Annotated in this window: 13 protein-coding genes and 1 riboswitch; of the genes, 7 read left to right on the top strand and 6 right to left on the bottom strand. The window is 31.8% G+C overall.

Features of this window, described 5'->3' with window-relative positions; translation table 11 throughout:
• Positions 1-159: 159 nt before the first annotated feature.
• The 4 genes from phnE (B2G86_RS06160) to B2G86_RS06175 all read right to left on the bottom strand — a co-directional run bounded on the left by phnE (B2G86_RS06160) (position 160) and on the right by B2G86_RS06175 (position 3,572).
• Positions 160-969 (bottom strand): phosphonate ABC transporter, permease protein PhnE, encoded by an 810-nt coding sequence (gene phnE, locus B2G86_RS06160; RefSeq protein ID WP_078357255.1) that lies wholly within the window; start codon positions 967-969, stop codon positions 160-162.
• The gene (gene phnE / locus B2G86_RS06165) at positions 966-1,757 is read right to left on the bottom strand and encodes a phosphonate ABC transporter, permease protein PhnE (protein ID WP_078357256.1); all 792 of its coding nucleotides are present in this window, start codon (positions 1,755-1,757) and stop codon (positions 966-968) included. Before phnE (B2G86_RS06165) ends, phnE (B2G86_RS06160) begins: the two co-directional genes overlap by 4 nt.
• Complete coding sequence (gene phnC, locus B2G86_RS06170) at positions 1,758-2,531, bottom strand: phosphonate ABC transporter ATP-binding protein (protein ID WP_078357257.1); 774 nt, start codon at positions 2,529-2,531, stop codon at positions 1,758-1,760.
• An 84-nt stretch (positions 2,532-2,615) separates the two neighbouring features.
• Positions 2,616-3,572, bottom strand: a complete 957-nt coding sequence (locus B2G86_RS06175) for a phosphate/phosphite/phosphonate ABC transporter substrate-binding protein (RefSeq protein ID WP_078357258.1) — start codon at positions 3,570-3,572, stop codon at positions 2,616-2,618.
• 221 nt (positions 3,573-3,793) lie between these two features.
• Between B2G86_RS06175 and B2G86_RS06180 the strand changes: the two genes are divergently transcribed.
• On the top strand, positions 3,794-5,326 hold the full coding sequence (locus B2G86_RS06180; protein ID WP_078357259.1) for a DNA-binding protein: 1,533 nt from the start codon (positions 3,794-3,796) through the stop codon (positions 5,324-5,326).
• 124 nt (positions 5,327-5,450) lie between these two features.
• Here B2G86_RS06180 and B2G86_RS06185 read toward each other — a convergent pair whose 3' ends face one another.
• The gene (locus B2G86_RS06185) at positions 5,451-6,989 is read right to left on the bottom strand and encodes a bifunctional metallophosphatase/5'-nucleotidase (protein ID WP_078357260.1); all 1,539 of its coding nucleotides are present in this window, start codon (positions 6,987-6,989) and stop codon (positions 5,451-5,453) included.
• 205 nt (positions 6,990-7,194) lie between these two features.
• Here B2G86_RS06185 and B2G86_RS06190 point away from each other — a divergent pair, with 205 nt between their 5' ends.
• Positions 7,195-7,575 carry an RrF2 family transcriptional regulator gene (locus B2G86_RS06190; RefSeq protein ID WP_078357261.1) on the top strand — a complete coding sequence of 127 codons (381 nt, stop codon included), beginning with the start codon at positions 7,195-7,197 and terminating at the stop codon, positions 7,573-7,575.
• A gap of 72 nt (positions 7,576-7,647) precedes the next feature.
• The gene (locus B2G86_RS06195) at positions 7,648-8,541 is read left to right on the top strand and encodes an NAD(P)/FAD-dependent oxidoreductase (RefSeq protein ID WP_078357262.1); all 894 of its coding nucleotides are present in this window, start codon (positions 7,648-7,650) and stop codon (positions 8,539-8,541) included.
• A 72-nt stretch (positions 8,542-8,613) separates the two neighbouring features.
• Here the strand turns inward: B2G86_RS06195 and B2G86_RS06200 are convergent, their stop codons facing one another.
• Positions 8,614-8,829: a hypothetical protein gene (locus tag B2G86_RS06200; protein ID WP_078357263.1), complete on the bottom strand. Its 216-nt coding sequence runs from the start codon at positions 8,827-8,829 to the stop codon at positions 8,614-8,616.
• 74 nt (positions 8,830-8,903) lie between these two features.
• A riboswitch (SAM riboswitch) is annotated at positions 8,904-9,003 on the bottom strand.
• Between the two features lie 128 nt (positions 9,004-9,131).
• Between B2G86_RS06200 and B2G86_RS06205 the strand changes: the two genes are divergently transcribed.
• The 4 genes from B2G86_RS06205 (at position 9,132) to B2G86_RS06220 (ending at position 13,782) form a co-directional block, all read left to right on the top strand.
• The gene (locus B2G86_RS06205) at positions 9,132-9,758 is read left to right on the top strand and encodes a PepSY domain-containing protein (RefSeq protein WP_078357264.1); all 627 of its coding nucleotides are present in this window, start codon (positions 9,132-9,134) and stop codon (positions 9,756-9,758) included.
• A gap of 252 nt (positions 9,759-10,010) precedes the next feature.
• Positions 10,011-10,862 (top strand): iron uptake system protein EfeO, encoded by an 852-nt coding sequence (efeO, locus tag B2G86_RS06210; protein WP_078357265.1) that lies wholly within the window; start codon positions 10,011-10,013, stop codon positions 10,860-10,862.
• Between the two features lie 6 nt (positions 10,863-10,868).
• Positions 10,869-12,107 carry an iron uptake transporter deferrochelatase/peroxidase subunit gene (gene efeB, locus B2G86_RS06215; RefSeq protein WP_078357266.1) on the top strand — a complete coding sequence of 413 codons (1,239 nt, stop codon included), beginning with the start codon at positions 10,869-10,871 and terminating at the stop codon, positions 12,105-12,107.
• The gene (locus B2G86_RS06220) at positions 12,082-13,782 is read left to right on the top strand and encodes an FTR1 family iron permease (protein WP_078357267.1); all 1,701 of its coding nucleotides are present in this window, start codon (positions 12,082-12,084) and stop codon (positions 13,780-13,782) included. The genes efeB and B2G86_RS06220 overlap by 26 nt, the downstream gene beginning before the upstream one ends.
• Positions 13,783-13,794: the final 12 nt, after the last annotated feature.

The raw sequence follows: 13,794 nt of genomic DNA on the forward strand, positions 1-13,794 counted from the left end.
ATATTTTGTTAATACCCTAGAAAAACCAATGGTTGATTACATCTAAAGATATTACACAAAATTATGGACTTGACTAATAGCGACCCGAAAACGCGAAATACAGGCCGATAAAAATAAATATCGACCCGAAAACCAAGAATTTTCGGGTCGCTTCCACTGTTAAACTAATTTTTTTCTAATTTTACCTGAGATGATGTCTATCACAGCTACCATAATGATTAATCCAATAAGTATGATACCAACACGATCCCATGTTCTTGTTTGTAGTGCAAATATTAATGGTGTTCCGATTCCGCCTGCACCTATTAATCCTAAAATTGATGCTGATCGTAAATTGAGTTCAAATCTATATAATACTAATGAGATGTACGATGGTAATATTTGTGGTACTACTGCAAACATTAAAGTCTTAATGGAGTTTGCACCACTTGCTACTAATGATTCTGTTGGACTTAAATCTAAATTTTCTAGATCTTCAGCAAACAGCTTACCCATCATGCCTATTGAATGGATACCTAAGGCTAGTACACCTGAAAATGATCCTGGTCCGACTGCTTTTATAAATATAATGGCCATAACGATCTCTGGAAATACACGTATAACACTTAAAATAAACTTACTGACACTTGATACGGGTTTGAATTTAACCATATTTTTTGCTGCTATAAAAGCGAATGGTATACAGAATATAGCGGATAAAAATGTACTAATTACAGCGATTGCAAATGTTTCTAAAAGTCCGCGTAATAAATCTTCTCCTTCAGGTATGTATACGTAAGACCAATCTGGATGGATTAATCCGTCTAAAATTGAACGCATAATTGTTCCTGATTGTTCTTTTATTTCAAATGCTGGGACGCCTACGAATGCCCAAATTAATAAAATCACAACGACGATAGTTGAAATCCATCGATATAATAAATTTTTCTGTTGAGTAGGGGAATGAAGTTGCTCTGTTTTGTTTGTCATACGAGTTTCTCCCTCACTTTCGTGCTAATGAAATCTATAATCACAACGATAACAAGTGTCACGAGAATGATTGTTAATGTCTTTGGATATTGGAATAAGCCTAATGTTTGATCGTAATACAATCCGATACCACCTGCACCGACTAATCCAAGAACGGCAGCTGCACGAATATTGATTTCAAATGCGTATAATACATAAGACATATAAGGTGCAATGGCTTGTGGAATAACAGCATATGTAATCCATTTTAATTTGTTAGCACCAACGGCTGTCATTGCTTCTAAAGGTCCATCATCAATACTTTCTAACGATTCATACATTAGTTTAGAAATGATGCTGATTGATAAAATAATAATGGCTAAAATACCTGGAATTTGTCCTATTCCAAAAATAGCTACAAACACCGCTGCAAGTAATAAATCAGGTATTGTTCTAACAATGTTTAAAAGAAATCTACACGGAATAGAAATCCAATTTGATTTGATAACATTGCTCGCACATAACATTGAAATAGGTATGGATAATATTGCACCAATGAAAGTACCTACAACTGCCATACGAATTGTATCTAACATGGGCTTGGTAATATTTGATAAATAATTTAAATCTGGTGGAAACATGCTTTTAAAAAGTTCCATCATTTGAGGAATACCATACATTAAATCGCCTAAACTAAATTTCGTATACAAAAAACTCCAAATAACTAGGGCAGCTACTACTAATATTGAAAATATTTGTTTTAATGATGATTTTCGCTCTAGATAAGGTGCTAAATGATCATTGTCCATTTATTTCACTCCTAACTTTTCATCACTTTTAATATGACGTCCGTATATTTCTGCAAATGTATCATCATCTGCTTCTGAAGTAGGACCATCAAATACTAATTCTCCGGCACGTAAGCCAATAATGCGTGAGCCATATTCTCTAGCTAAATCTACAAAATGCAAATTGATAATAATTGTAATTCCGAGCTCTTCATTAATGCGTTTTAAATCATCCATGACTTGTTTAGTAGTGAGGGGATCTAAAGAAGCTACTGGTTCATCTGCAAGTATGATTGATGGTTCTTGGCAAAGGGCACGTGCTATAGAGATTCTTTGTTGCTGACCTCCAGATAATTCATCTGAACGGCTATATGCTTTTTCTAAAATATTAACTCTATCTAATGCTTCTAATGCTTTAAGTTTATCTTCTTTAGGAAACATGCCGAGTACCATTTTCCATGTAGGGTGATAGCCTACGCGTCCACTTAGGACATTTCTAATAACTGAAGAACGTTTTACTAAATTAAAATGCTGAAAAATCATACCAATATTACGTCTCATAGCTAATAAATTTTTACCAGAAGCTTTAGATATAGATTTTCCTTCAATAATGATTTCTCCTTCACTGATATCGTGAAGACGATTGATTGAACGGAGTAGTGTGGATTTACCAGCACCAGACAAACCAACGATGACAGCAAAATCACCTTTTTCTATATTTAAATTGATATTATCGAGACCTTTATGACCATTTTTATATACTTTAGTGACATTGTTGAATTCTATTTGACTCATATGGAATCACCTTTCGTGTAAATAAAGAGCCCAGCTCGCTAAATAGGAGCTGAGCCTTTATATTAGAATATTTATGCTTAAATCTTATTTTTCGTTTTCGTTAACTTTTTTACCGTATTCACGTACAACATCAAACTTAGAGTCTTTACTGTCTACATAACCTTCATGGCTATAAACTTCACTTACAATATCATGACCTTTTTTAGTTTTAGCGATATCTTTAAACGCTTTTTTCAATTTATCGCGCCATTTATTATCCATATCACTACGAACTGAAATTGTGTCATTTGGAATAGGTTCTGTTAATTTTACAATTTCAGTATCTTTGAATACGTTAGGTTGGTCTTTTTTGACAATGTTACGAGCATCTTGGAACGTAACTGCAACGTCAACATCTCCATTTAATAAAGCGATAATTGCTTGGTCGTGACCTTTCACATTCGTAATATCCATATCGTTCATTGGATCGATTCCTGCATCTAATAGTTCTGCTACAGGATATGTGTAACCAGCAGTTGATGAAACATCTTGTAGTGCGATTTTCTTACCTTTCATATCTTTTAAAGATTTAATAGCTGAACCTTTTTTAACAATAAATTGTGATTTATATTCATCGACTAATTCATCACTATTTGAACCGTCCTCTTTAACACCGTAACGTTGTGCTTGTAATAGAACATCAGCTGCTTTTTGATCATGTGCTAATGTGTATGCTGTAGGAGGTAAGAAACCAACATCAACTTTTTTTGATTTCATTGCTTCTACAATAGTATTGTAATTTGTTGACACTGATACTTTGACTGGAATATCTAATTCATCTGATAGTAGCTTTTCTAAAGGTTTTGCTTTTGCTTCCAATGTGTCTGCATTTTGAGAAGGAACGAATTGAATCGTTAACTCTTCAGGTTTATAATCTCCACCTTTTTTATTATCCGACTCTTTCGATTGGATACTAGATTCCCCGTTGCCACATGCTGCTAATACTAAAATTGCGCCTAATAAAAAGATGAATAGACGGCTAAAATATTTCTTTTCCCTCATAATTTTACGCCTCCGAATATGTATTCTAATGCCCTACATATGAAATCCTATCACACTAAAAATACATATTTTGTTTGAAATTGGTAAACTATGTAAAAGTTTCATTATGTGTGTTAAGTACAATAGAGTTATGTATATTTTCATATAATATATGGTTAATATTCATTTATTTAAATTTTTATAAACTAAAATGAATACATAAAAGATAAAGGAGTGTCACAATGTCTTATTTTAAAAAGTTAGTATTAACAGGTATGGTATCAATTTCAACATTATCAACTGGAGCGGTATATGCAGATGAAGCACCAGTTATAGGTAGCGATAGTGGTAAAGGACAAGTACTAGTAGATAATACGCATGGACAAACAGCTGGTGCTGCTGATTGGGTGATAGATGGCGCATTCTCAGATTATGCAAATTCAATCGCTGAACAAGGTTACCAAGTTAAAGAATTACGAGATAAGACGGGCATTACGACTGAGCGCTTAAATGGTGTTTCGATACTTGTAATACCTGAAGCAAACATTCCATTTAAATCAACTGAACAACAAGCCATTTTAAATTATGTTAAAAATGGTGGCAGTGTCATATTTGTTTCTGATCATTATAATGCTGACCGAAACTATAATAGAATTGATTCCTCAGAAGTGATGAATGGATATCGAAGAGGTGCATATGATGATATGACTAAAAATATGACTGAAGCTGAAAAGAATTCTGAAGCTATGCAAGGTGTTACAAGTTCTGACTGGTTATCAGAGAATTTTGGCGTAAGATTTAGATATAATGCATTAAACAACCTCAATGCAACTGATGTTGTTCAAGGTGAGGAAGGACTTGGTCTTGGAAATGGCATACAGTCTGTATCCATGCATGCAGGTTCTACAATTGCAGTGACAAATCCTAAAATTGCAAAAGGTATAGTATACGTTCCCGATAAATTGAGCGAAGCGGATAAATGGGGTCATGCTGTAGATCAAGGTGTCTACAATGGCGGAGGTAGAGAAGAAGGTGCATACATAGCCGTATCTAAAGTAGGTAAAGGTAAAGCTGCATTTATAGGAGATTCTTCCATGGTTGAAGATATTACACCTAAATACAAAAGAGAAGATGATGGAAGTACAAAGAAAACATATGATGGATTTAAAGAAGAAGATAACGGCAAGATGCTGAATAATTTAACAACATGGTTAGGTGAAAAAGAAGACTATACAACATTTGAAGAATTAGGAATTAAATTAGATCAAACAACGCAACTACTAGATTCAGAAAAGCCAGAGAACAGTAAAGAAACACAAGCAGAACCTTGGTCACAACCAAAAGCAGGTTACGAATGGTTTAATAGTGAAACATTTGCACCAGGAAGTTATGGCGGTTCAGAAGGTTCTGGTGGGAATGATAACCCAGGAAATACTCAAGGAACAGCTACATTAGAATTTCCTGATTCAGTAACAAACGGTGAAACTTTTACAGTAACAACATCATTAAGTGGATATGCTGCAAATAGTACAATTAAAGATTTGAAGTTAGGTATGTATACTGAAGGTGGTAATCAAATAGGCAAAATAAGCAAAGAAGGCGAGCAAGCTAGTGACTTTGGTTATAGTAAGCCTATTACCGTAAATACAGATAGTAAAGGAAATGCTAAAGTATCATATACAGTCGAAGTGAAATCTGGTGTATCTGGAACAGCTAACTTAAGATTGAAACAAGGTAGTAAAAATATAATTACAAAGCCTGTAAATATTCAATAGAAACGATAGGGTAGAAATAAGAAAGGCTGGGACAAATTAATTTGTCCCAGCCTTTTATTGTTTGGTGTTGAAGTCCGACTCTTAGATTAACTCCAGACTTAATCTACAAGTCATCATTAAATCATCAATAAACTACTTCAAAGTCCATAATGGATGGTAATGTTTCAATCGAATGGTTTTGTAAATATTGAATGATAAGCTCTGCACCTTCTAATTGTATTTCTTTTACTATTTGATTGGCATTAAACATATGGTAGCCACCTCCGCCAACTGATCTATAATTGTTAACGACTATTTTGTACGTTGTGTCTAAGTTCAATGGTTCGTCTTTAATATAAATATCTTGAGCGCGTTCTCCTATAGGGTGTCTTATGTTTAATTTATATGATAATCCACCAAACATATCATAGTTGAAGTGTTGTGGCTTTGGTTCTAAAAATTCAGGATTAATGGTTAATTCGTTATCAATAATTGCAAAGTATGAAGCGGATCGTTCTAATGCTAACTTTAAGGTAGAGCCAGTTACTTCTAATACATTAAAAGTATTTGGAAAGGGATAATTATTAATAACATCTCTCATTGTGACATCTGTTCCAAATCCAGTAGCAGAATCAAATAATGCTGTTGCTGAAATATCTGCACCGCTAGCTTCCATCTGAGCATAATTTAATAAATTAATTAAGGGATGTGGCTTTATTCTTGCGGTAAAAGCATCTTCAATGTACATTGGTTCTGATAAATGCGTTATTTTTTGGTCTAACCATTGATTAACTTCTTCGTTTATTTTTCTCTTAGTACCTTCATCATTAATAGTTGGATTGGCGTCTTTTACATATAAAATTTCACTCTGAGATGAAATGATTTGTTGGGATGTTTCGTCAATATTTAAAGTGATTTTCCCTAAGCAATCTCCCTTTGAACCAGCTTGAATTACTTGAGTATTATTGATCTTTTCAGCAATTTCTCGATGCTGGTGACCAGTAATTAAAACGTCAATTCCATCTACTTCATTGAGTAAATCATAGCCTTCATTCTCTCCAGTTATTAATTCTGTTGGTTCACCAGTTTGAAGGTCTTTCTCAAATCCGCCGTGGTAACATACGACGACAATATCTGATTGCTCACGAACATCTTCAATTAACTTAGCAGCAGTTTCTTTAGCAGAGTAAAAAGACAAATCTTTGATTGTTTCTGGCTGCTCCCAATTAGGTATGTATTGAGTTGTTAATCCAATGATGCCCATTTTTGTATCGTTTTTATCAATATAAATGACGTCGTGACCTGTAAAAGGCTTGTTATGTTTAAAAATATTTGCTGATAGTACAGGGAAATTAAAAGATTTAAGCGTTTCATACAAATAAGGCAAGCCGTAATTAAATTCATGATTACCAATTACTGCAAAATCGAAACCAATTTCATTATATATATCACTTAAATATTTACTAGAATGTAATTGTGAATGTAAATATGAACAAAAAGGCGATCCTTGTAAAAAGTCTCCATTGTCCATCAAAATGACATGCTCATGTTGCGATTTTATATTTGATATCATGGATTTTATTTTTAATAGTCCTTTAGGTAAATCTTGATGACTTGTTTGATAATCAGTCGGGAAAATATAACCATGAATATCACTGACAGTTAATATAACGATTTCATTCATATTTTAAAGCCTCCAATTTTGGATATTACATCAATTATATCGATTAAATGTCATAGCATTGTGAAAATAATAATAAGAAAACGTAAAATACTGGCTGAAAAAATAATCAGTACTACCAAATATCAAATCATAAAAACAAAAGAATAGACAAATTTTAAATAAGTGCTATTATAGAGTTGTAATATCTATGATTAAGAGGTGTGTTATGAAAATTTCAAAAGGAACAGATTATGGTTTGCATGCATTAGCATATTTAATTGCTAAAAAAGAGCAACAACCTATTAATGTTAAACGTTTATCTGAAGTATTAAATATATCTATAACATATTTATCTAAAATTTTAACTCAATTAGTAAAAGCGGGTGTTATTAAATCAGCTTCTGGTGCTAAAGGTGGTTATTATTTAGTGAATAATTGGGAACAAATTTCTGTATATGACATTATAACAGCGATTGATGGACATCAAAGTACATTAGAAGATAGCTTTAATCATGGACCAGAATGTAAAATTCAAGCAATTTTATTATCTGCAGAAGATGAAATGACTAAAGCTTTAAAAAATAAAACTTTAAAAGATTTAATGTGAGTTAAATCTTTTTATTTGGACTAATCATAGATATTAGCACTCTATAATAGATGAGAAAAGGCGGCGTATAAAATGTTTGATTGTATCGTAATAGGTGGAGGACCAGCAGGATTGGCTAGTGCTTTAACTTTAGGTAGAGCTTTGAAGAAAACTTTAGTAATAGATAATAATAATGCAAGAAATAAAGTGACTCGAAAATCACATGCATTTTTAACACAAGATGGTGTAACACCAGAAGAACTGAGAGCTAAAGCAGAACATGATGTAGATCAATATAAAGATGTTTCTCGTGTAAATGACACTGTTGTTAAATTGATAAAAGAAAATGATCATTTCATTGTTGAAACAAAACAACAAAAGTATACTACGAAAAAAGTGATGATATGTACTGGATTGAGAGAAACTTTGCCGGACATTAAAGGTTTAAAAGAAAGCTATGGTAAATCTATATTTTACTGTCCTTGGTGTGATGGTTATGAATTAAAAAATAAATCTTTGCTCATTTCTGTACAACCAGAACAAGTAAAGCATATGGCATTACTTTTAAGTAACTGGTCAGAAGATATAGTTATAAGCAGTAAAGATTTTTCTGTATTAACAGCAGAGGATAAAGCTTTCATGGATAAGAAAAAAATAAAATTAATAGAAAGTGAAGTAACTGAATTTAAACATAGTGATGGAAACATTAATGAAGTTGTCTTTGAAAATGGAGAAAGGATACCTAGAAGTGGTGCGTTAATTGGTGTTAAATGGGATACGGATTTTGAATTTTTAAATGGTTTAAATATTGAAAGAGAAGAAAATGGAAAAATTAAAATTGAACAATTTGGAGAAACATCAGTTCCAGGATTGTTTGTAGCAGGAGAAAGTAAAGATACAATGGCATCTCAGTTAATCGATGCAGCAGCAAATGGTAATCAAATTGCTAAATTTGTAGCAATGCAGATTATTATGGAATCTAATTAATAAAAGGATATGAAATTATTTACTTAAAAAACGCCTTATCAGCTTAATATAGCCGATAAGGCGTTTTTTTGATTATTTTCTAGTGATACTAATATTAATTTCTAAGTCATCAAATGATAATTTACGATTGTTTGATTCGCTAGAATATTGTTCTTCTGTTTCAATTCTTACAAGTTCTGAAATTAATTCGTTCTTTTTAGCCGTTTTTGCAATTGATCCTGAAAAGCTCTTTGGTGGGTTTGCCTTCAACTCTGCTAATTCTGCTAAAATATCTTCTCTTGTTCTCATTTATATTGCCTCCTAAAGTTTTAGTTACAATAAAACAGCTCATCTTAAGATTAAGAAGAGCTGTTTAGAGAATCTTCTTATCTTTCAAGTTAAACTTGTTGGATTTAGCACAGTACTTACGCCTGTTGCTGAGGTTTCGCAGGGCCAATTCCCTCCACCTACTCTTAATAAGACTACGAGCTATTTTATTGTTTCTTTATCATAACGAATAATATAAATTTTGTCTAATTTTAAAATTATATGTTTGGAAAATTTAGGAAGGTCTATATATAAAGTAAAGAAATATTAAGGAGGAATTAAGTATGAAGTTTAAAATGATTTCACTATTATTAGCGTCAGGCATCGTTTTAGCAGCATGTGGAAATGATAAAAGCGATGATCAAAAAGATGATCAAAAAGAAGAGAAAACTGAACAAACAACTGAACAAACAACTGAACAAACAACAAAGGATGAAAGCAAAGATGATGAAGATACAAATAAAACAACTCAAAATACTATAAAATGGGATGATGTTAAAGTCTCCCCTGAAGATGCTGTTAAGACAGCCCAGAAAGAATCTGAAGGTGAGTTGAAAGATTTATCTTTTGAAAAAGAAACAGGCGATTGGAACTACAAAGTAGAATTAGTAGATGGTCAAAATGAAAACAAAGTATTAGTTAATGCTGATGATAAATCTGTTGCTAATGTTGAGAAAGAAACAGATGACGATGATAATGAACAAACATTTAAATTATCCGACGTAGCAAAATTTGATGATGTATTAAAAGTTGCTCAAGATGAAGCAAAAGGTGACTTAAAAGAAAGGTCATTAAGTGAAGATGATGGCCAACTTGTATATTCTATTGATCTTAAAGAAGGTAATAATGATTCAACAGAATTTAAAATAGATGCTAAATCAAAAGAAATTCTTGAGCAAGAACAAGATTAAATCAAAAAGCATATCATTAAAAACCAACAAAGTTATAAAACTTTGTTGGTTTTTTATATTTAATTAATGATTATCATTCTCAATTATAAATGACGATTATTTTTAATAGAGTTTCCACATTTAAAATCACTTTAGGTAAGGGGTTAAATTTGTATTTTTAATGAATTATATAAAATTTTTATTGACTATTTCACTTTATAGGAATAAATTAAAGATGATAATGATAATCAATTAGATGGGAAGTGTAGAATTATGAAGAAGTTAGCTACAACATTTTTAGCGACTGCCTTAATTTTAACGGCATGTAGTAATGATGAAGAGAAAAAGACATCTGAGAACAAAAAAGAGACGAAAGAAACAGCCAAAGTTGATTTTTCTAAAGAAACTAAAGCTTATAAAGACTTTACCACTGAGCAATTAGATCATTTTTTAGCGGATACTGAGAAATTTGTTGAAGCAGTAAAAGCTGATGATATGGAAAAAGCTAAAGAAATATATCCTAAAGCACGTATGTATTATGAAAGATCAGAACCAGTGGCCGAGAGCTTTGGAGAATTAGATCCAAAGATTGATGCACGTTTAGCGGATATGAAAGAAGAAAATAAAGAAGACGAGTGGTCAGGTTATCATAAAATTGAAAAAGCATTATGGGAAGACAATACAACGAAAGATATGGGACCTGTTGCTGATCAATTGTTAAAAGATACTAAAGAATTAAGAGCTAAAGTTGATACTGTTGATGTGACGCCTAAATTGATGTTACAAGGCTCAATTGATTTATTGCATGAAGTTTCAAGTTCTAAAATAACAGGTGAAGAAGAAATTTATTCTCATACAGATTTATATGATTTTAAAGCAAATATTGAAGGCGCAGAAAAAATATTCGAAATCTTTAAAGATAAAGTTACGAGCAAAGATAAGAAACTTGCCGATACCACTCAAGAAAGATTTGAAAATGTAAATAAATTATTAGCTCAATATGAAACTGACAATGGTGGATATGAAGATTATACAAAACTTTCTAAAGAAGAAACGAAAAAACTTTCAGAAGCTGTTGATAAATTAGGTGAATCATTAAGTCAAATGGCAGTAATTACGGAGTGATAAAGGATGTCTAATGAGGAGAACTATATAGCTAGAAGAGACTTTCTTAAGCTTGCCGGAGTTGGAGGAGCAGGATTATTAATAGGTTCTACTGGAGTTGGAGGAAGCATACTGGCTTCTCAATACTTCGCAAAAGATAAAAAGAATGTTAAAAATAAAATTAATTTTTATGGTAAATATCAATCTGGTATCACTACTGATGCACAGAAACATATTTATTTTGTAGTTTTAACTATTAACAAAATGTCCGTTTCTGATGTTAAAAAAATGTTTAAACTGTGGACGAATTATAGCGTGCATTTGATGAATGGTGAATTTGTAAAAGAACTTGGAGATAATAAAATGTTGCCGAGTCCTGATACTGGAGAAACAATTGGTTTGGATGCTAATAGACTCTCTCTTACTTTTGGAATTAGTCCTTCATTTTTTGAAAAAGTGGGATTAAATAAACATAAACCAGAGTTATTAAAAGACTTACCTCATTTTCCTAAAGACCAATTAGACGATGCTTATACAGGTGGGGACATTTGTATTCAAGCATGCTCAGATGACCCTCAAGTTAATTTTCATGCAATTAGAAACTTAATTAGAGTTGCTAAGGGTGAAGTTTCAATGAAGTGGAGTCAGGCAGGATTTAATTCATATAAAGAAAAAGATGGAAAAATAGAAACGCCTAGGAATTTATTTTCATTTAAAGATGGAACAGGTAATCCTTCCTTACATAAGCAATCCGAATTAGATAAGTATATCTTTATTCAAGATGGATGGGCTAAAAACGGCTCTTACTTAGTGGCGAGAAGAATTCAAATGTTACTGGAAACTTGGGATCGAACAGCTTTAGAAGAACAAGAAGCAACATTTGGAAGATATCGTCATTCTGGGGCACCAATAGGAAAAGAAAAAGAATTTGATACATTTGATCCGAATGTAAAAGATAAAAATGGTGAGAATTTAATTGAAAAAGAATCACACGTTAGCTTAGCAAAAGCATCAAAGACCAATTTATTAAGAAGATCTTATTCCTATTCAGATGGTATTAATTCACAAACTGGAACATTCGATGCAGGGTTATTATTTTTATCATTTCAAAAGTCACCTGAACAGTTCATTAAAATACAAAATAAAATGGGTGCAGTAGATAAATTAAATGAATACATTACACATAGAGGCTCAGGTATTTTCTTATGTTTACCTGGTGTCCAAGAAGGAGAATATCTAGGTGAAACGCTATTTAATCGTTTTTAGTATAGCAACTTTAATTTGTTTAATTGCACCCTTAACGATAAAAGCAGAAACAAGTTTAAGTGATATTTATATTAGTGTGACTGACGCGAAGTCAGCATTACAAGATAAAGATAACCATGCATTTGATAAACATTTTAAAGAAATTAAAGATAACTGGCAAAAAACAAATAAAAAAGAGCATAAACTCGTTCAAAAAATTAATGACGATATAGAAAAAGTTAAAAAAAGTAAGTCATCAAAAGAAAAAGAACAATCGTTAAATGCACTTACTTCAGATTTAATTGATTACGAAAAAGTATTGAATCCTGTCGATAAACAAAAGAAAAGAAATCAATTGCAGAATGAGATGCAGCCACTCATTAAAAATATATCAAAAGCAATATCTGATAAAGACTTTGAAAAAGCAAAGTCTATCAATAATCAATTAAATGCTACTTGGACGAAAAATGAAAAAATTGTACGTGAGGAAGATATAGGAAGATATGGCCAAATTGAAACTGCACTGATGTTTACTAGAATTGAGTTAACTAAAGATAAAGTTGATGCGACAAGTGCACAAATGCAAGTTGATCAGTTAAAAAAAGAGTTAGATGAATATCATGCAGGTAATAAATCAGGTGCTAAATCAGCCAATCAAGATGCAACTATATTAAATAAGCATTTAGATCAAGCTATTAGTAATATCAAAGATGATGATTTAGCTAAAGCTAAACAAGATTTACAACAGTTTATTATTGTATGGCCAAATGTAGAAAGTGAAATTAGCACTAAAAATGGGGCGTTATATACAAAAATAGAACAAAAAATCCCACAATACGTAGGGCAACTTGATCAAGACAATAAAGATGAAATTCAAACTAACTTAGAAACAATTAATCAAGAAGTTAAATCTACCATATCTAAGACGAGCTATACATTTTGGGATGCCACGCTAATACTGTTACGAGAAGGGATAGAAGCATTACTTATTATTATGGCTTTATTAACTGTTACAAGTAAATCAAAACAAACAAAAGCATCAAATTGGATTGTTATAGGTAGTATAGTTGGAATTATGATAAGTATCGCTTTAGCATTTATATTTAAATCTGTATTCGACAACTTAGGATCAACAAGAGAGTTAACTGAAGGTATCGTCGGTATCGCATCAGTCGTATTGATGATTATCGTAGGCATATGGTTGCACTCTAAATCAAGCTTAACATCATGGCAGAACTTCATTAATAAGAATATGGATAAAGCCATGTCTACAGGTAGTATCATAACATTTGGATTAGTCGCTTTCTTATCAGTATTTAGAGAAGGCGCTGAGACAATTATTTTCTACTTAGGAATAGTAGGAAAAATATCAACATGGTCACTTATATTAGGTATTATAGTAGCATTGATAATATTGGCAATCATTGCGACATTCTTTAATCAAATAACAAAATGGATTCCAATACATCGTTTATTCTTAATCATGTCATTATTTATTTTTATATTGGCATTTAAAATATTAGGCGTGAGTATTCATACATTACAAATATTGAACATTGTGCCACAACATACGATAAACAAATTACCATTTATCGATTTAATAGGATTCTATCCAACATATGAAACACTCATACCACAACTTGTACTTGTTATGATTGTCGTGATTTATTATGCGATACGTAAAAAAATAGCATAATATAAAAATGAA

It is taken from the genome of Mammaliicoccus fleurettii (genome assembly GCF_002018435.1).
GTDB lineage: Bacteria > Bacillota > Bacilli > Staphylococcales > Staphylococcaceae > Mammaliicoccus > Mammaliicoccus fleurettii.